We start from the raw sequence: 18929 nt of genomic DNA on the forward strand, positions 1-18929 counted from the left end.
GAGACGGGTGCCCGCAGGGCTGCAACCTCCAAACCCAGTGAATTCATGGACTTGTTGTTGCTCTGTTATCGGTTTGTTATGGCTTCGGCGGGATTTGTAAGCGCGCTTTCATGTTCGCAGGGCAGGGGCTTGCCACGGTGGGCCGGGGATTTTCGGCAGGGGGGCGCAACGGCGCCGGCGCCGACCCCGCCCAATCCATTCGAGAGCCGTCATGCCTATCCACAGCAACCAGCCGCGCCACCTGCAGCGCCGCGTCCTGACCATCGCCCTGTTGTCCGTCCTGTCCGCGCCCGTGTTCGCCGGCGCCAACTGCCAGCTCGTCGACGACGCCAACGTTCCGATCCCGGTTGACAGCACGTCCCCGGGCGCCGACTCGCTGGCCTGCGGGCCGCGCGCCAAGGCCATCGGCGACCGCGCCAATGCGATCGGCGACGAGTCCAAGGCGACTGGCAAGAACACCACCGCAATCGGTTCGTGGATCGACCTGGACGGTGACGGCCTGGTCGACGCCAACGAGATCACCTGGGCCAATGGCGACAATGCGACCGCGCTGGGCGCTGCCGCACAGGCGCTGGGACGGGGAGCGGTGGCGATCGGCGTGCAGTCCGTGGCCGGCCCCGACAACAGCGTTGCCATCGGCAACCAGTCCCAGACCCAGGCGCAGCGCACCACGACGACCACGACCACCGTCCAGGGAACGCCGAACACGGTGACCACCACCACGACGGCGCCAACCGCGGCCGCGGGCAACCAGACCAACAGCGTCGCCATGGGCAACCAGGCGCGCACCAACGGCGCCAACAACATCGCCTTGGGCACCGGCGCCACCACCGAGATGGTGATCAGCGGCGTCTCGGCTACGACCACGGCCGGCGTGACCACGATGGTCCGCACCGACCTCGCAGGTCCGGTTGCGAACGCCATCGCCATCGGCAACGGTGCCCGCGCCAACGGCAACGGCACCATCGTGATGGGCACCAACGCCCGCGCCGAGGCGCTGGTTTCCTCGGTCGTCACCGGATTTGGCCAGTCGTTCGTGGTCAACACCCCGGGCCCGGCCACCAATTCCACCGTGATTGGCACCAGCGCCGCGTCGCAGGGCACCAACAACGTCGTGATCGGCAACGGCGCACAGACGATGGGCGATACGATCCTGCCCAAGGTCGACCCGGTCAAGGGCACCTACGTTGTCGATCCGGTGACCGGCCTGCAGCTGTTCGACCCGGTGATCAAGGACCAGAACTCGACCGTGGTTGGCGGTACGGCAATCGCCGTGCGCGGCTCGGGCACCGCGCTGGGCTACAGCGCCTGGGCCTACGGCAACAAGTCCACGGCCATCGGCCTGAACTCCTATGCCGTCGGTCCCAGCTCCACCGCCATCGGCAGCTACCTCGACATCGGCGCGGCCTTCGGCAATACGCCCAAGCCCAACGCCGGCACCAGCCCGTACGGTCGCGCCGTGGCGCTCGGCATCGGCGCGCAGTCGCTCGGCGGTGGTTCCTACACCTGGGCCAACTACGACGTTGCCCTGGGCGGCGGCGCCAGCACCGGCGATCGCGATACCACCAACACGAGCTTCCCGACGGGCACGTACAGCTCGACCGACCCGACCGTGATCAACGGTTCGGTGGCGCTTGGCTTTGTCGCCAACGCCGGCGGCCATTCCAGCATCTCGATCGGCCAGCAGAGCCAGGCGCACGATGCCAAATCCATCGCCATCGGCCCGGAGAGCGTGGCCTGGGGCATGGACAGCCTGGCCATCGGCGACTTCGCCATCGCCACCTGGAAAGAAGACATCGCCATCGGCATGAACGCCGAAGCATGGGGCGGTTTCGGCACCGGCAACACCGCGTTCGGCAACGGCGCGCACGTCGGCAGCAGCGGCGCGAGCGGCGACATCAACAACGCGCTGGCCATTGGCGGCCAGGCCGCGGCGATGGCGGACGGCGCGATCGCGCTTGGCACCGGCGCCAGTGCCGAAGGCGTCAATGCGCTCGCCGGCGGCAACGCCAGCATCGCCGCGGCCGATTCGGCCACGGCCTATGGCGACAACAGCCAGGCGTTCAACCAGTACTCGACCGCGCTGGGCTCCTATGCGCTGGCCTCGGGCGACTACGCCACGGCGGTGGGCACCAATGCGTTCGCAGTGGGCACCAACAGCCTGGCTTCGGGCTACAACAGCTTCGCCGGTGGCGTCGACAGTGTCGCCCTGGGCGCCACCGCCGCGGCCATCGCCGACAACAGCGTCGCGATCGGCGCCGGTGCGGTGGCTGACCGCGATGGCACCGTCTCCGTCGGTGCGCTCGGCGCCGAACGCCAGATCGCCAACGTCGCCGCCGGCACCGAGGCGACCGATGCGGTCAACAAGGGCCAGCTCGACGTAGCCATCGCCGGTGTCGGCGGTGCGGTCGGCGACCTCGATGCGGCGGCGGTGAAGTACGACGATGCGGCCGGCAAGGAGCGCGTGACGCTCGGCGGCAGCGCCGGCACGGTCATCGCCAACGTTGGCAATGGCGTCAACGCGGGCGATGCCGCCAACATCGGCCAGCTCGAGTCGATCGCGTCGCTGGTCGGCGGCGGCACCGCCCGCAATGGCGCAGGCCTGTGGAGCGTGCCGACGTTCGCCATCCAGGGTGGCAGCTTCCACACGATCGGCGACGCGCTCGGTGCGATGGATGCCGCGCTGAACGGTCTGGGCAATCGCGTCAATGTGATCGAGCAGTCGTACCAGGCTGGCGGGGGCGGCGGCGCGCCGATGGGCTCGGGCAATGGCCTGGCCGTCGGCAACGGCAGCGTCGCCACCGACACCGGCGATACCGCGATCGGCACCGGCGCAACCGTGGCTGCCGATGGCAGCACCGCGGTGGGCAGCAACGCCACGATCGCCGCTGCAGCGACCAATGCCGTCGCGGTCGGCGCCGACACGTCGGTGACCGCCGCTTCCGCCACGGCCGTAGGCCAGGGCGCATCGGCCACGGCCGCAGGTTCGGTGGCGCTGGGCCAGGGCTCGGTTGCCGACCAGGCCAACACCGTGTCGGTCGGCAATGCCGGCAGCCAGCGTCGCGTGACCAATGTCGCCGCCGGCACTGCCTCGACCGACGCGGCCAACGTTGCCCAGGTCCAGGCCGGCGATGCGCAGACGCTGGCTACAGCCAACGGCTATACCGACGTCACTGCGACGCAGACGCTGACCAGCGCCAACGCCTACACCGACAGCCGCCTGCAGGGCCTGTCGGATCAGTTCACCGATCTCGACTACCGCATCGGCAAGCAGGACCAGCGCATCGACCGCATGGGCGCAATGAGCGCGGCCATGATGAACATGTCGATCAACGCCGCCAACTCGCGCAGCCCCAATGGCCGCGTCGCGGTCGGCGCCGGCTGGCAGAACGGCGAAAGCGCGCTGTCGGTGGGCTACTCCAAGGCCATCGGTGATCGCGCCAGCGTGAGCATCGGCGGCGCCTTCAGCAGCGACGACCAGTCCGCCGGCGTCGGCTTCGGCATCGATCTGTGATCTGACCTGCAGCGCGGGCGGCGTCCACGCGCCGCCTGCGTTGCGACCCGACTTTCGCCATCGGCGCCATCCCGGCGTACGTGGCAACCATCATCAGGAATTCCATCATGACCATTCGTCGTACCGTTCTGAGCCTGCTGCTCGCCAGTGCCTGCGCACCGGCCCTGGCCGCTGGCGCCCGCATCGATCTGACCTCGATCGACGATGCCACCATCTCGCCGCGTTTCATCGTCAAGTACCGCGACGGCAGCGCCGAGCGCGTGCAGCCGGCGGCACGCCAGCGTGCGCTCGATGCCGCCGCCACCCGCGCCCGTCCGCAGATGGGCGCCAAGGTGGCCGGACTGAAGGGCACTGCCGCGCTGCGCGTGAGCACCCTGCGCGCGACCTTCGGCGGCAAGCATGTCGTCAAGGCGTCGCAGCCGCTGCAGCGCGCCGAGGCCGAAGCGCTGATGCGCGAGATCGCCGCCGATCCGAACGTCGAGTACGTCGGCGTCGACGCGATCATGCACGCGACCGCGTTGCCGAACGACCCGGTGCTCGCCACGCACCAGATGTGGCATTACGGCACCGGCGCCGGTGGCGCGCGCGTGACCTCGGCCTGGGACGCGGGCGCCAGCGGCGCCGGTATCGTCGTGGCGGTGATCGACACCGGTGCAACCGCGCACGCCGACCTGGTCGGCAACCTGCTGCCGGGCTACGACTTCATCACCGACGCCTTCATGTCGCGTCGTGCCGACGACACCCGTGCACCGGGCGGCTGGGACCTGGGCGACTGGGCCAGCGCCGGCGATTGCGGTGCCGGCTCGGCAGCCAGCAACAGCAGCTGGCACGGCACCCACGTGTCCGGCACGATCGCCGAGACCACCAACAACAGCATCGGCGGCGCCGGCATCGCCTACAACGCCAAGGTCGTGCCGGTGCGCGCACTGGGCCGTTGCGGTGGTTACACCTCCGACATCAACGACGCGATCGTGTGGGCCGCCGGTGGCACCATCGAAGGCGTGCCGAACAATCCGAACCCGGCCGAGGTCATCAACATGAGCCTCGGCGGCGCGCACGAGTGTGAAGTGGAAACGCAGGCGGCGATCGACAAGGCGGTGTCGCTGGGTGCGACGGTCATCGTTGCGGCAGGCAATGACAACTCCGACGTTGCCGGCCATGCTCCGGCCAGTTGCGCCAACGTGGTGACCGTGGGTGCCACCGGCTATTCCGGCCAGCGCGCCGGCTACTCCAACTACGGCGCGGGCGTCGACCTGGCCGCGCCTGGCGGCGCCGGCACCGAAGGGTCGCCGAACGGTTACATCTGGTCGACGCACAACACCGGCAACACCTCGCCGGAAGGCGACCGCTACGTCGGCATGACCGGTACCTCGATGGCGACGCCGCACGTCTCGGGCGTGGTCGCGCTGATGCAGAGCGTCGCACCGCAGCCGCTGACTCCGGGCGTGATCGAAGGCATGCTGAAGGCTTCGGCGCGTCCGTTCCCGGTCAAGCCCGAGGCAGGCAAGCCGATCGGCGTGGGCATCCTGGATGCAGCAGCTGCCGTGCAGCGCGCCAAGACGTTTGGCCAGCCGCTGGTGGCGCGCCCGCTGACCGCCGGTGCGCTCGAGTCGCTGCCGCCGTTGGCTGCGGGCCAGAGCGAGCTGTATTCGATCGACATCCCGGCCGGCAAGACCCGCATCGAGATGCTCACGCTGAGCGGCAAGGGCACGCTGCAGGCCTACGCCAACTTCGCCGCCGAGCCGACGCCGACCGAGAACATCGGTGCATCGGTGCGTCCGGGCACCAACCAGTCGATCGTGATCAATGCACCGGCTGCCGGTCGCTATTACTTCAAGGTCGTCGCTTCCGCCGACGCCTCCGGCGTCAAGCTGCAGGTCAAGGTTTACTGAGTCCTGCGAGCGGCCGGGGCGCGATGCCCCGGCCGCCGCAACCGATCGAAGTGAGCGTGATGAGATTCTGGCAACACAGTGGAATGGTTCTGGTGCGCCTGGTTGCGCTTGCGGCTGCGCTGGTCCTGGTGGCGTGCGATGGCAGGCACAGCGTGCAGGGTGCGGGCGTGGCGGGTCAGGAGCATGTGCTGGGACGTTACGTCGGCTGGCTGCCGTGCGCCGATTGCACGGCGATCCGCGCCGACCTGCAGCTGTATGCGAACGGCGATACCGGGGTGCCGACGCGTTATTCGCTGCGCACGATCCGTGTCGTTCCGGGAGCGGCCGTCCGCGCCGACGAAGACCAGGGCCGCTGGAACATCGAGCGATCGAGCGATCGCGGCGACAGCGTGGTGTACCGGCTCGACCCCGCTGGCGGCCGGCAGCCGCTGGACCTGCGTCGCCTGGACGACGGCAGGCTGTGGGTGCCCGGGCCGCATCGCGGTGGCATCGACCCGGTGCTGTACCGGGTTCCGGGGCAGCGGCAGGCGGGGCTGGTCGATATCGGCGCCGGTGATGTGTCGATGCCGGTGACGCTCGAACAGGGCCAGCAACTGCGCGTGAACCTGAGCGGCAGCCTCGCTTCGGGTCGTCGCTGGGAGCTGGCGGATGCCGACGCGGGCCTGCTGCGCATGGAACAGGACCCCGGTCCCGGCCCCATGGAAGCCGGCGGGGCCAGCAAGGGGCCCGGCGCGACCCACACCTGGTTGTTCAGGGCGGTCGGCAGGGGCTCGGCGCATCTGCGCTTCGTCTATCGCCGCGACTGGGAATCGCCGCAGGCGGCGGCGCAGGTCGCCGAATTCAGCGTCAGCGTGCTGTGAGCTTCGTGTTGTGATCAGCACGCCGTGACCTTCCGCCGGAGCATGGCAGGGGGCGTATGACTTACGATGGAGTCCGACGCTGCCCGGTGCCTAGAGCGACGCCGGGGCGAACAGAAGGCAGGTCGGGCGCATGCGCCTTACGCGGTACCGGTTTGGCGAATTCGAGCTCGATCCCGCATCCCGCGAACTCAAGCGCGCAGGGTTGCGTGTCGCGTTGCCGCCGAAATCGTTCGACTGCCTGGCCTACCTGATCGCCAACCGCGAGCGCGCGGTTGGGCGGGACGAACTCATCGCGGCGGTATGGGGCAAGGTCGACGTCAGCGACACCGTCGTCGCACAGACGATGTTGCGTGCGCGCAAGGCGCTCGACGACACCGGCAACCGCCAGTCGATCATCCGCACCGTTTCGCGCTTTGGCTACCACTGGATCGCGCCGGTGGAAGAGGCCGAGGCGGAGGTGTTCATGCCGGCGTCCAGTGCTGACGCCGCCATTGGCGAACCGGCAACCGCTGCGGTGGTGGACGTGCCGACGCAGCTGCCCTCTGCGGCGGTCCAGCCTGCAACGGCACACCCCCCGGCAGTTCAGCAACCGCCACTGCGACCCCGCGAGCGCCGATACCTGACCGTCATCGTGCTCGCCGCGCTGCTGGTGGCTGTCGTCGCCGCCGGCTGGGCCTGGTACTCGTCGCGCGCGCCACGGTCGGCGTCGATGGCTCGGGCCCCGCAGGCCGGCACCGTGATGGTGCTGCCGGTGAGGGTCACGCCGATCGAAGCCGAGTCGACCTGGGTCCGCCTGGGCGCGATGGACTACATCGCCAGCCGGCTGCGCAGCAGCGGCGTGAAGGTGTTGCCAAGTGACCACACCCTGCACCTGAGCACCCAGAGCGGTTATCCATCCGCAGACGGCAGCACCGCGCTGGAGAAGCTGGAGCAGGGCAGTGGCGCGCAGTGGATCCTCGCGCCGGAGGCCATGCATGACAGCCGCGGCTGGCGCATCCGCCTGCGTGTGTTGCAGGCCGGCAAGGAGCACGTCATCGATGCGCAGGGAACCACGCCGCTGACAGCGGCAGCGGCGGTGACCGATTCGTGGTTGCAGCGCACCGGCCGGCACAGCGGCGAACACGGTGCGCCCAGTCCGTTGACCGAACGCGTGCAGCGGATCGATGCCGAACTGATCTCCGGCCAGCTGGCCGCGGCGCGACGCCTGATCGAGACCGCGCCGCCTGAACAACGCCGCGAGCCGCGCCTGCGCGTCCGTGAAGGACAGCTGGAGTACCGCGCCGGCCGCGCCGACGAAGCCGCCGCGATATTCTCCTCCATCCTCGAGACACGTCCGATCGACCTCGAAACCGAAGCCAAGACGCGCATGGGCCTGGGCGCGGTCGAGATCCGGCGCGGCAACTTCGCCGCGGCGCAGACGCGCTATACCGAGGCGCTGTCGGTCCTGGAGTCGAGCCGGGACGCTTCCATCGATCCCAGCCTGCTGGGCAACGCATACAACGGCCGCGGCGTCGCCCAGGTCGAGCAGGAGAAGATGGCCGGCGCCGTCCAGGACATGGGCCGTGCGCGCATCGCCATGCAGCGGGCGGGCGACCTGGTCGAGGCGGCGATGGTCGACACCAACCTGGGCATCATCGAATCCAAGCGCGGCCACTTCGAGCAGGCCTTGCAGGAGTTCGATCGCGCCATCGCCGTGTTCGAGCGCTTCGAGGTGCACGACTACCTGGCGGCAACGCTGAGCTCGCGGGCTGCGACCGAACTGAAGCTGGCGCAACCTGCGGCCGCGCTGGCCACGATCGAGCGATCGGGCGAACTGGCCAAGTCGCTGGAAGACACTGCGCTGGCAATTTCGATCGGAACGATCCGGACTCGGGCATTGCTGGCCAATGGCCGGCTCGACGCAGCAGCGCAGAGTCTGGATCGCCTGCGTGCGCTGCAGACCGGCGACGCCAATGGCCTGCTGATGGAGTTGCAGTTGCAGCTGCTGCTGGCCAAGGGCGATACCACCCGTGCCGGTGCGATCGCGCGGCAATTGCCTGATCCGTCTGCGCCTACTCGAGGCGCACTCGCGCTGGCGGCGGTGCAGGCGGCGCTGCGCAATGGCGACGTCGCAACCGCGCGCCAGTGGGTGTCGCGCGCGCAGGCCGGCAACGCTGGCGTCGAAATCGATTCAGTGGCCTGGGGCATCGCCCGCGCACTGGTCGACGATGCCGCCGGCGATCATGCCGCCTCCGTCCTGGCGATGCAGCGCGCCGCCAGCCAGGCCGAACAGGGCGGCAGTCCCGACGAGCGCGTGAGTGCGAATGTCGCCCACGCCCTGCTGCTGCTTGATGCCAAGCAGGAGCAGGCGGCTGCTGCGGTGCTGGGCGACCTCAGCACCTTCGCCGGCAGCGATTACCGTGTGGCATGGGCGATGCTGGCGCTGTATCGCGCCCTCGACGACCGCGCCCTGGCCGAGCAGGCGCAGGCCGCCGCGCAGTCCTTGCGCGGGCAACGCGACCTGGCGGTCAGGCCGGTGCTGTAGCGCCCAGCGCCCGGCTCAGAGCACGGCTCAGAACCAGAACCGGACACCGGCCACCCAGCGGGTGTCGCGCGAGTCCTCACCGTCCTGGCGGCGGAAGTCAGCGGTGTCACCGAAGGCGCGCTCGTGGCTCACGCCGATGTAGGGCGCGAACTTGCGGGTGAACTCGTAGCGAAGGCGCAGGCCGGCCTCGACCGTGCTCAGGCCCGAGCCGATGCCGCGACGGGCGTCGTCCTTGCCGTATACCTCGGCCTCCAGCAACGGTTGCAGGATCAGCCGGTTGGTCAGCAGCACGTCGTACTCGACCTCGAAACTCGCCGCGCTGCGACCGCCTTCACCCAGGTACGCCGTGGCCTCGATCTCGAATTTGTAGGGCGCCATGCCCTGCACGCCGAGCGCAGCCCAGCTCTGCGAATCGCCGGGTTTGAAATCGTGCTTCACGCCGGTCACGACATCCCACCACGGCGACACGCTGTGGCCATACAGAAGCTCGACGTCCGCGGACTCGGTGTGGCCGCGCGCGCGTTCGCCTTCGCTGCGCAACCAGAGTCGATTCACGTCGCCGCCCAGCCATCCCTGCAGCTCCCAGGCCTGGCCGCTGCCGTGGTCGAGATCGACGGCCTCGAGACGGTCGACCAGGAGGTAATGGTTGAAGTCGGACGCGTGCTGCATCGAATGGCCGAGCTCGGGAAACGCGGCGGCACGGTCGGCATCGGTCAACGCGGGAATGGGTTGGACCGGTTGCTCGACCTTCGGCGATGGCGCGGGAGGCGCATGGCCGCCGTGCTGTGCGTGATCCTGTGACCACGCCGGCGCAGCCATCGGCAAGGTGAGCGCGGTGGCCAGTGCGTACCGGCGGAACGAATGGCGCATGCTCATTCCTCCACCCGCACTTCGCGCATCATGCCCGCTTCCATGTGGTAGAGCAGGTGGCAGTGGTAGGCCCAGCGGCCGAGCGCATCAGCGCGCACGCGGTAGCTGCGCTTCGTGCCGGGTGGCATGTCCACGGTGTGCTTGCGCAGGTGGAAGTTGCCGCCTTCGTCCTCGACGTCGCTCCACAGTCCGTGCAGGTGGATCGGGTGGGTCATCATGGTGTCGTTGACCAGCACGATGCGCATGCGCTCGCCATAGTTCAGGCGAAGCGGTTCGGCGTCCATGAACTTCTGCCCGTCGAAGGACCAGGCGAACTTTTCCATGTGCCCGGTCAGATGCAGTTCGAGCGTGCGGCTGGGATCGCGTCCGTCGGGATCGTCGAACAGGCTCTTCATCGCCGCGTAGGTCAGCACGGTGCGGCCGTTGTCGCGCAGGCCGATGCCGGGATCGTCGAGCCTGGGTGCCGGCGCCATCGTCTGCATGTCGACCAGCGGATTGCCTTGCTCGCTGGCCGGGTGCGCCTGCATGCCGCCGCCGGAGTGGTCCATGCCGGCCATGTTGGACATGCCAGGCATGCCGGACATGTCGTGGCCCACGTCGTGTCCCACGTCCTGTCCCACGTCGTGTCCCATCTTCCCGCCGCATCCGCCTTCCATGCCCTTGCCGTGGGCGCCGTGGCCCATGTCGGACATTGTCAGGATCGGGCGCGGGTCTTGCGGCGGTAGCGGTGCTTCCAGGCCCTGGCGCACGGCGAGGGTGCCGCGCGCGTAACCGGTGCGGCCCATGTCCTGGGCGAAAATGGCGTAGGCGTCCTGGCCGCTCGGCTCGACGATGACGTCGAAGGTCTCGGCCACGGCGATGCGGAATTCGTCCACCGTGACCGGATGGATGTACTGGCCGTCGGCGGCCACCACGGTCATCTTCAGTCCGGGGATGCGCACATCGAAATAGCTCATCGCCGAGCCGTTGATGAAGCGCAGCAGCACCCTCTCGCCGCTGCGGAACAGCCCGGTCCAGTTGCCGGCCGGCGCCTGGCCGTTGAGCAGGTAGGTGTAGGTGTTGGCGTTGACGTCGGACAGGTCGGTCGGCGTCATCCGCATCCGGCCCCAGTCGCCACGGTCGCGCAAGGTCGCCGAAAGGCCGTCGCGGCCGGCATCGCGGAAGAAATCGCCAACCGTGCGCTTGCGCCGGTTGTCGTATTCCGACATCTGTTTCAGGCGCCGGAACAGTTCTGCAGGATCCTTGTCGGTCCAGTCCGACAGCAGGATCACGTGCTCGCGGTCGTGGCGGTAGGGCGCCGGTTCGCGCGGGTCGATGACGATCGCGCCGTACAGCCCGGCCTGCTCCTGGAACAGGGAATGGCTGTGGTACCAGTAGGTGCCCGATTGCCGGATGTCGAAACGGTAGACGAAGGTTTCGCCCGGATGGATGCCATCGAAACTCAGTCCCGGCACCCCGTCCATGTTGGCCGGGAGCAGGATGCCGTGCCAGTGGACCGAGCTGGTAACGCCCAGGCGATTGGCCACGCGCAGTGTCACTGTGTCGCCTTCGCGCCAGCGCAGGATCGGCGCCGGCAGTGAGCCGTTGACGGTGACCGCCGGACGCGTGTGGCCGGTGAAATTGACCGGCGTGCTGCCGATGGAAAGGTCGAACTGGGTGCCTGACAGTTGCTGCGGCGCTGCGGCAAGGCCTGCAGCGGCCATGGCGGGCAGGCGCCACAGGCCAAGGCCGGTGGCAACGCCGCCGGCCGACAAGCCGGTGACGAAGCGGCGGCGCGATTGGCTCGGCGCCGAATCCGGGGCAGAGGGATCAAACGACATCAGAAGTACTCCGTGCAAAGCGGTCGAGTGCGTGGGCATCGATGGGGCGCGACGCGGTCCCGGGAGTCAGGACAATTCGCGAGCGCGGCATCGAAGCCATGAAACCGGCACCTGGGTGCCGGGCACTCAACCGATCGGAGGTCGGATCGGGTTCGCCAGCGCCGGTGCGGCGTGGCTGGAATGCATCGCGCGAACGTCCGGTGCGCGGACCGCCATCGCGGGCAGCACCGGAACCTGGGCGAGCGTGGCCGTTGCATGCTGCAGGCAGTCGCAGGCGCACTGCGAGGACTGGCAGCAATCCGGTGCGGCATGACGGGTGACAGCGTCATCGCACGCGGCGGCATTTGTCGCCATGTCGTGCATGCCGGACTGGCCGACGTGCTGGCCACCTTGCTCGTGGCACGGCGGAGCGGCATCGTGCATGTCGGCGGCGGCAATTGTTGAATGCACCGTGGCCATGTGCGCCAGATGCATCTGCGTGGACGCGACCGCGTAGCCCGATCCGTTCAGGACCAGGCTCAGAATCAGCAGCACGCGGAGCAGGAGGGCACGCGGGGACATGGCCGCAAGTCTAGCGCGGGCCGGCCGAGGTGGCGACCGCAGCGCGCCACGGCCATTCATTTCGCCTGGATCTGCATCGATCGTGCGTTGTCAGCCCTTGATGCGCACTGACACGCTGTCGGTGCCGGGCCCCTCGACGAAGACGCCTACGCGATCATTGAGGCGCTTCAGCACCAGGTGCACATGGGTCGCCGCGATCGGCACGCGCCGCACGACGATCTCGTCGATGCCGATCGGCAGCTGCGGGCGATCGAGCTGGATCTGCGCGTGCGCGCCGTCGATGCTGATGCCCAGGCAGGCCTGCACCAGCATGAAAGCCGAACCGGCCGCCCAGGCCTGCGGCAGGCAGGCGACCGGGTAAGCCACCGGGGCGCTGCCGTGCGAACGCGGGAAACCGCAGAACAACTCGGGCAGCCGCATGTTGAAGTGCACCGCCGCTTCGAAGGCGCCGCGCAACAGCCGCACCGCACCCGAGCGTGGCCCGTAGGCAGCGATGCCGGCGGCGCAGATGGCCGAGTCGTGCGGCCAGACCGAGCCGTTGTGGTACGACATGGGGTTGTAATGCACCTGGTCCTGCGCCAGCGTGCGCACGCCCCAGCCACTGAAGAACGGCGCGTCGAGCAGCTGCGAAGTCACGGCGGCTGCGCGGCGGTTGTCGGGCAGGCCGCTGTAGAGCAGATGCCCGGCGTTGCTGGCCCGCACGGCGCACAATTCGCCGTTGCCGTCGATGGCGATGCCGTAGAACTTGCTGGTGGGCATCCAGAACAGGCGCTCGACTTCGGCGCGCAGGCGCTCGGCGCGTTGTGACCAAGCCGCGGCCCTGTCGTCGAGTCCGCGCATGCGCGCCATCTGCGCCATCGCGCGCAGTGCCGCGAAGGCGTAACCCTGCACTTCGACCAGGGCAATGGGCCCCTGTGGCGCGCGTCCATCGGCATGGAACACCGAGTCGGAACTGTCCTTCCAGCCCTGGTTGGACAGGCCACTGCTTTCGCCACGCGCGTAGTCGAGGAAGCCGGACGGATTGGCGTCGCACACGCGCTCGATCCAGGACGTGGCCGCCTCCAGCGCCGGCCAGATCGCATCGATGAGGAGGCGGTCACCAGTGCGCTCCAGGTAGGCGCCGGCCAGGCCGACAAACAACGGCGTGGTATCGACGCCGCCGTAGTAGCGGCCAAACGGCAGCTCGCCCAGCGCCGACATCTCGCCCTTGCGCGTCTCGTGCATGATCTTGCCCGGCGAAGAATCCATGAACGAGGATTCTTCCTGTGCCTGGTGGCGGGCGAGGAACGTCAGCACGCCGCGCGCCAGCTCCGGGTCCAGCCACAACGTCTGCAGGGCGGTGATGACGGCATCGCGCCCGAACGGCGTCGAGAACCAGGGGATGCCGGCGTAGGGGTAGGGGCCGGTATCGAGCTCGCTGGTCAGCATGGTCAGGTCCGCGCGCGAGCGTTCCATCCAGTCGTTGAACAGCGGACCTTCGCTGCAGACCCGGGCACTGCGCCGGTTGCGCAGCCGCATCCGCTTGCGCGCCTGCGCGGCGGCGGTGCGGAACCGGCTGCGGTCGACGCTCGCCAGCTCGCTGCCGACCTCGACGAAGACCACGCGCCGCGCGCCAGGGGCAAGCGCGATCACGTAGCTGGCTTCGGACGCATCCAGGTGGTCGGGGCGGTCGGAGAAGCTCACGCATGAAGTGCGCAGTTCCTGGTCGAGGCCGCGGTAGCGGAACACCTGGCCGCGTTCGAGCACCTCCACCGGCAACAGTTCGCCGCGGCGCTGGCGCGTGCTGCCGCGAACCTCGAACATGTCGGAGAAGTCCGCGGCGATCTCCATGCACAGCGGTACATGCGCCGGCTGGCTGCCGTAGTTGAGCAGCTTGATGCGCTCATACATCCGGTCGTCGTGCAGGAAGCGCACGCGCTTGATGTAGACCAGTCCTTCGCCGGTGGACGTGCCGCCCAGTGGCGGCAGCAGGCGGTTGGTCATGTGCGCGACGAAGAACACGTTGTCACGCGTGACATAGGAACTGAGCAGCACCGGACTGGTGTCACCCAGGCGCAGGCAGAACCGCGACAGCATCCGGGTGTCGTTGTGGAAATGGCCGTCGGCGCCGCCCTCGATGTCGCCCTGGCGGTTGGCGACGACGAACGTCTCGCCTTCCTTCAGGACGTAGCCGGTGTTCAACGATGCCGCGGCCGCCGGGTCCATGCCTGTCCCTCAGCCGGCGCGGCGCTGCTGTGCGGCCTCACGCAGCAGGCGCCAGTACACCTCGACATAGGCCTTGGCCATCACCTGGGCAGTGAATCTGCGCTCGAAGCAGTCGCGGATCCTGCGCCGGTCCAGCGCCAGCAGTGCGGCGAGCGCGGCGACGGCCTGCGCTTCGGACGTCACGATGCATCCGGACACACCAGGCTCGATCACCTCCGGTACCGATCCGCAATCCCAGGCCAGCACCGGCGTGCCGCAGGCCATCGCCTCGATCATCACCAGACCAAACGGCTCCGGCCAGTCGATCGGGAACAGCAGGGCGAGCGCGTCGCCGAGGAAGCGGTTCTTGTCGCTGTCGGAGATTTCGCCGATGTACTCGATTCCAGGCGCGTCGAGCAGGGGCTCGATCCGGGTGCGGAAGTACTCGCGGTCGACGGCGTCGACCTTGGCGGCGATGCGCAGCGGAAGGCCGGCCCTGCGCGCGATGTCGATCGCGCGGTCGACGCGCTTCTCCGGCGAGATGCGGCCGAGGAACGCGAGGTATCCGCCGCGCGGTTGCGGCGAGTAGTCGTAGAGCGCTTGCGGCAGGCCGTGGTGGATCGTCGAAATCCAGTTCAGTGCTTCCATCGAATGCCGCTGGCTGTCGGTGATCGACACCAGCGGAAACTGCGGCCAGCAGCCGTAGCCATTGGCCAGGTCCTTGAGGTCCAGGCGCCCGTGCAGCGTGGTGACGGTCTTCTCGGCACAGCGCTCGAAGAACGGGAAGTGGATCAGGTCGACGTGGAAGTGAAGGATGTCGAACTCGTCGGCGCGCCGGCGAACTTCGTGCAGCATGGAAAGGTGCGCGGCCAGGTCCGACTTCAGGGGCGCCGGGTCCAGTCGGATGGCCTGGTCGCGCATGGCTGCCAGTTCGGCGCGGGTGCACGTGTCGGCCGAAGCGAACAACGTGACCTGGTGACCCTCCTCGACCAGCGCATCGGTGAGATGCGCAACCACCCGCTCGGTTCCACCGTAGAGCAAGGGCGGTACGGCCTCATAGAGAGGGGCGATCTGGGCAATGCGCATTGGCTCACGTTACGACGCCAGCGGTGTACGTCGCGTCGTTCTTTTGCGTGTATCCGCGCGCGGGAATCGCGCCTTAACGGGGCTTTGAGGGGACGCACGGAATGTGTTTCGCCCCGGCGCAACTCTTGCCGGGCCGCGAGCCGGTTGCTAGGACGTGATTGCGGGTTTGCTGGCGCCACGCACCGGCCGCTGGCCAGAGCGCAAACCCTCGTCGATGGCGGCAAGGATCTCGGCGATGGTCGCCGGCTTGACGAGGTGCTTCTGGAAGCCGGCCAGGCGCGTGCGGTCGCGGTCGCTCTGCTGGCCGTAGCCACTGTAGGCAATCAGGTAGGGAGCCTTGTCCGAGTCGAGCATCATCCGCGCCACGTCGTAGCCCGACAGCCCCTCCCTGAGTTCCAGGTCGCACAGGACTACGTCGGCGGGATCCTCGCGCACCATCCGCAGCGCGGAGTCGGCATCGGTGGCGATGCTCGCCCGGTGGCCCTCCAGCTCGAGCAGGGTCTGCAGCGCCTGCGCGTTCTCCAGCTCGTCCTCGACGATCAGGACATGGGCGTGGACGGCCGGAGCGATTCGCAATGGCTCGTCGTCGCAGCCGCACGCCTCGGGCGATGATTCGCATGGAAGCTTCAAGGTGAAGTACGCGCCGCGACCGGGGCCATCGCTGTGCACGCTGACCTGGCCACCGTGCAGCTCGGTGATGTGCTTGACGATGCTCAGGCCCAGGCCGAGGCCACGCGATTGCCAGGTGGGCGACTGCACGAAGGGATCGAACATGCGCGCGACGAAGTCCTGATCCAGGCCCTGGCCTTCGTCGCCTACGGTGATGATCGATTCGCCGTCGTGCTCGTCGACCGACATGAAGACGCGCTGGCCGCGCGCGCTCGCCTTGATGGCGTTGGACACGAGGTTGTCGAGCACCTGCCGCAGGCGCGCGTGATCGCCGCGGACGTGGCACGTTCCTTCATGGGTCGGCGGTACCAGCACCACGCCATACTGGGCGGCGATGGGCACGTTGTCGCGATGCACTTCATCGAGCAGCTCGCCGATCTCGACCAGGCTGCGCCGCAGCTCGACCTTGCCCTGGGTCACGCGCGAGATGTCGAGCAGGTCATCGACCATCCGCCGCAGGTGCTGGCTCTGGCGCTGCAGGGTCGCCAGCGCCTGCGTCCGCTGCGGCACGTCGGTGTCGTCGCGGCGCAGGATCTCCGAGGCGGTGGTGACGCCGGCCAGCGGGTTGCGCAGTTCGTGGCTCAGCACGGCGAGGAAACGGCTGATGCGCTGATTGGCCAGCGCCAGCGTCTCCACCGCACGCTTCTGGTCCTCGATGTCGGTGCTGGCGCCGTACCAGCAATGCACCTTGCCATCGGCGCCGATGATCGGAACGCCCTTGACCAGGTGCCAGCGGTAGCTGCCGTCGGCGCGGCGGAAGCGCATCTCCAGGTTGAGCGGTTGCGCTGTGGCCATCGAATCGCGCCACGCATCCATGCCGGCACGCATGTCTTCGGGGTGGACGATGGCCTGCCAGCCCTCGTCGCCGCTCAGGCCGGTGTACTCGAACCAGTAGCGGTTGTGGTAACGCATCGTGCCGTCGGGTTCGGCGACCCAGACCATCTTCGGAAGGTGGTCGAGCAGGGCGCGCTGCTCGCGGTCGGCCTGGAATCGCTTGAGCACGTCGCCGGGTCTTCGGCTGGCGCGCACTTCGCCGGCGAGCCAGGCCAGGACGCCGGCGACCGCGGCAAAGGCCGCCATGTCGATGGGGCCGGCATCGGCGTGCCCGCGCACCAGCACCATGGTGACTATGGCCACGACCGTCAGGAATCCGCAGCGGTGACCGAACATGGCGGCGGCCAACAGCACCGCCGCGTAGCCGAACGTCATCGGCAATTGCGGCGACGGCAGGCCATAGGCGAGCGAACCCAGCGCGCCCAGCAGCAGCGCCACCACCACATCGCCGACCAGCAGCGCGATGTGCGGGAGCGGCTTGCTCAGGTACTGTCCGGCCATTCCTGGACCAGGTCGCGGCAGCGCCGGGACGCTGCCTCGGCACGGGCGAGGTGCTCGCGCACGCGCGTGAGGCTTTCACCGTGCTCGATCAGGGCCGACGCAGTCGAGGTGGCCATGATGATGACGTTGAGTTCGTTGCGCAGACTGTGACGCCAGCGCCGCACTTGTTCACTCGCCGGGGCGTCGCTCATGCCCGCGGGTCGCCATCGCCGCGCAGGCGTGCGAGCTGGTTCTGGATCGTTCGCACGCTGACTCCCAGCGCCTGCGCCGTGCGGCCGCGGTCGTTGTCGTAGTGGGATAGGGTGCGTACCAGCATCTCGCGCTCGACCTCGGCGTAACTCATTCCGACGCCGAAGCCGATCATGCCGCCAGCCATTGCCATGGTACGTGCCCGCTGCTCCAGCGCCCGGATCCGCACCAGCGGCCCGTCGCTGCACAGGTACGACCGTTGGATGGTGCTGCGCAGCTCACGGACGTTGCCGGGCCACGGGTGCCGCATCAGCACGCGCTCGCTGCCATCGGCGAAGCGCCTGGCGGTGCCGTGGCGGGCGTTGAGGCAATCGAGGAAATACTGCGCCAGCAACGTCACGTCGGTCGCACGCTCGCGCAGCGCAGGCATCGTGATCTGGAAGTCGGCGAGGCGATAGAACAGGTCCTCGCGCAGGTTGCCGGCGTCGAGCGCCATCTGCGGATCGCGGTTGGTCGCGGCAAGCACGCGCACATTGGTGGCGATAGCTTCGGTTCCGCCGACGCGCGTGACCGTCCCGGTCTCCAGCACGCGGAGCAGGTAGACCTGCAGTGCCGGCGGCATCTCGGTGATCTCGTCGAGGAACAGCGTGCCACCGTGGGCCTGTTCGAAATAGCCCGCATGACGGTGGCTGGCGCCGGTGAAGCTGCCGCGCTCATGGCCGAACAAATGGCTGGCCAGCAACTCCGGTGCGATCGCGCCGGCATTGACGGCGACGAACGGTCCGGTCCTGCCACTGGCGATGTGGATGGCCCTGGCCACCAGTTCCTTGCCGGTGCCGCTGGCGCCGGATATCAGCACCGATGCGTCGGTTGCAGCGACGCGATCGATGTCGTCGTGGATCCGGCACATCGCTTCGCAGCGGCCCACCATTCCATGGCGATCGGTGACCGCGGTGGTGACGCCGCGCGCCGCCGCCTGCTTGAGCAGGGTGTCGAACTGGATCGGGCACAACGGCTTGAGCAGGTAATCGACCACGGGCCGGGAGACGGCCTGGATCGCCGACTGCACCGAGGGCTGGCCGGTCACGATGATGGCCTGGCCGTGCTCGGGCATCGCCGGATCATCGAGCAGGTCAAGGCCGTTGCCATCCGGAAGTTCGAGATCGAGCAACAGCAGGTCCACCGGTGGCAGGTGGCTGAACTGGCGCGATTGCTCCAGCGAGTGGGCAACGTAGGGCCGGAAACCGCGCAGTCGGGCGAAGTCGGCTGCCGATTCAGTGAAGTCGCGGTCGTCGTCGACGATCAGCAGCGATGCGGGCATCGGTCGAGCTCCAGCGGTTCGTCCCGGAAGACTATTCCGATCGCGGTGAACGCGCATTGAAGGCGTGCGGCCCTGGTCAGGCAACATTTTCCTTTGCGCGGAAA

12 protein-coding genes are annotated in these 18929 nt (G+C 68.5%); 4 read left to right on the top strand and 8 right to left on the bottom strand.

Annotation, left to right across the window (positions count from 1 at the left end; genetic code table 11):
• The first annotated feature begins 211 nt into the window (after nt 1-211).
• From AB4Y64_RS09925 to AB4Y64_RS09940, 4 genes are all read left to right on the top strand, one after another.
• Nucleotides 212-3514, top strand: a complete 3303-nt coding sequence (locus AB4Y64_RS09925; protein ID WP_441816275.1) for a YadA-like family protein — start codon at nt 212-214, stop codon at nt 3512-3514.
• Between the two features lie 107 nt (nt 3515-3621).
• Nucleotides 3622-5406, top strand: a complete 1785-nt coding sequence (locus tag AB4Y64_RS09930; RefSeq protein WP_441816276.1) for a S8 family peptidase — start codon at nt 3622-3624, stop codon at nt 5404-5406.
• Nucleotides 5407-5465: 59 nt separating this feature from the next.
• Nucleotides 5466-6266 (top strand): protease inhibitor I42 family protein, encoded by an 801-nt coding sequence (locus tag AB4Y64_RS09935; protein ID WP_441816277.1) that lies wholly within the window; start codon nt 5466-5468, stop codon nt 6264-6266.
• A gap of 130 nt (nt 6267-6396) precedes the next feature.
• The gene (locus AB4Y64_RS09940; RefSeq protein ID WP_441816278.1) at nt 6397-8790 is read left to right on the top strand and encodes a winged helix-turn-helix domain-containing protein; all 2394 of its coding nucleotides are present in this window, start codon (nt 6397-6399) and stop codon (nt 8788-8790) included.
• Between the two features lie 27 nt (nt 8791-8817).
• On the opposite strand, the gene AB4Y64_RS09945 is transcribed toward AB4Y64_RS09940, so the two are convergent.
• From AB4Y64_RS09945 to AB4Y64_RS09980, 8 genes are all read right to left on the bottom strand, one after another.
• Nucleotides 8818-9609, bottom strand: a complete 792-nt coding sequence (locus AB4Y64_RS09945) for a copper resistance protein B (protein ID WP_441816342.1) — start codon at nt 9607-9609, stop codon at nt 8818-8820.
• Between the two features lie 53 nt (nt 9610-9662).
• Nucleotides 9663-11480, bottom strand: a complete 1818-nt coding sequence (locus tag AB4Y64_RS09950; protein WP_441816279.1) for a copper resistance system multicopper oxidase — start codon at nt 11478-11480, stop codon at nt 9663-9665.
• 126 nt (nt 11481-11606) lie between these two features.
• On the bottom strand, nt 11607-12041 hold the full coding sequence (locus AB4Y64_RS09955) for a CopL family metal-binding regulatory protein (protein WP_441816280.1): 435 nt from the start codon (nt 12039-12041) through the stop codon (nt 11607-11609).
• A gap of 90 nt (nt 12042-12131) precedes the next feature.
• Nucleotides 12132-14246, bottom strand: coding sequence for an amylo-alpha-1,6-glucosidase (locus AB4Y64_RS09960; RefSeq protein ID WP_441816281.1), 2115 nt, complete (start codon nt 14244-14246; stop codon nt 12132-12134).
• 9 nt (nt 14247-14255) lie between these two features.
• Complete coding sequence (locus tag AB4Y64_RS09965; protein ID WP_441816282.1) at nt 14256-15311, bottom strand: glycosyltransferase family 4 protein; 1056 nt, start codon at nt 15309-15311, stop codon at nt 14256-14258.
• A 147-nt stretch (nt 15312-15458) separates the two neighbouring features.
• Nucleotides 15459-17315, bottom strand: coding sequence for a PAS domain-containing hybrid sensor histidine kinase/response regulator (locus AB4Y64_RS09970; RefSeq protein WP_441816283.1), 1857 nt, complete (start codon nt 17313-17315; stop codon nt 15459-15461).
• Nucleotides 17297-17506 (bottom strand): hypothetical protein, encoded by a 210-nt coding sequence (locus AB4Y64_RS09975; RefSeq protein WP_441816284.1) that lies wholly within the window; start codon nt 17504-17506, stop codon nt 17297-17299. The genes AB4Y64_RS09970 and AB4Y64_RS09975 overlap by 19 nt, the downstream gene beginning before the upstream one ends.
• Complete coding sequence (locus AB4Y64_RS09980; RefSeq protein ID WP_441816285.1) at nt 17503-18825, bottom strand: sigma-54-dependent transcriptional regulator; 1323 nt, start codon at nt 18823-18825, stop codon at nt 17503-17505. Before AB4Y64_RS09980 ends, AB4Y64_RS09975 begins: the two co-directional genes overlap by 4 nt.
• Nucleotides 18826-18929 lie beyond the last annotated feature (104 nt).

This window comes from Lysobacter sp. TAF61, from assembly GCF_052113485.1.
Lineage (GTDB): Bacteria > Pseudomonadota > Gammaproteobacteria > Xanthomonadales > Xanthomonadaceae > Lysobacter_J.

Bases quoted from the DNA above. Each gene is read 5' to 3' on its own strand.
- AB4Y64_RS09945 (WP_441816342.1), bottom strand. From the start codon at position 9,609: ATGGCTGCGCCGGCGTGGTCACAGGATCACGCACAGCACGGCGGCCAT.
- AB4Y64_RS09970 (WP_441816283.1), bottom strand. From the start codon at position 17,315: ATGGCCGGACAGTACCTGAGCAAGCCGCTCCCGCACATCGCGCTGCTG.
- AB4Y64_RS09980 (WP_441816285.1), bottom strand. From the start codon at position 18,825: ATGCCCGCATCGCTGCTGATCGTCGACGACGACCGCGACTTCACTGAA.
- AB4Y64_RS09940 (WP_441816278.1), top strand. From the start codon at position 6,397: ATGCGCCTTACGCGGTACCGGTTTGGCGAATTCGAGCTCGATCCCGCA.
- AB4Y64_RS09925 (WP_441816275.1), top strand. From the start codon at position 212: ATGCCTATCCACAGCAACCAGCCGCGCCACCTGCAGCGCCGCGTCCTG.
- AB4Y64_RS09960 (WP_441816281.1), bottom strand. From the start codon at position 14,246: ATGGACCCGGCGGCCGCGGCATCGTTGAACACCGGCTACGTCCTGAAG.
- AB4Y64_RS09950 (WP_441816279.1), bottom strand. From the start codon at position 11,480: ATGTCGTTTGATCCCTCTGCCCCGGATTCGGCGCCGAGCCAATCGCGC.
- AB4Y64_RS09935 (WP_441816277.1), top strand. From the start codon at position 5,466: ATGAGATTCTGGCAACACAGTGGAATGGTTCTGGTGCGCCTGGTTGCG.
- AB4Y64_RS09955 (WP_441816280.1), bottom strand. From the start codon at position 12,041: ATGTCCCCGCGTGCCCTCCTGCTCCGCGTGCTGCTGATTCTGAGCCTG.
- AB4Y64_RS09965 (WP_441816282.1), bottom strand. From the start codon at position 15,311: ATGCGCATTGCCCAGATCGCCCCTCTCTATGAGGCCGTACCGCCCTTG.
- AB4Y64_RS09930 (WP_441816276.1), top strand. From the start codon at position 3,622: ATGACCATTCGTCGTACCGTTCTGAGCCTGCTGCTCGCCAGTGCCTGC.
- AB4Y64_RS09975 (WP_441816284.1), bottom strand. From the start codon at position 17,506: ATGAGCGACGCCCCGGCGAGTGAACAAGTGCGGCGCTGGCGTCACAGT.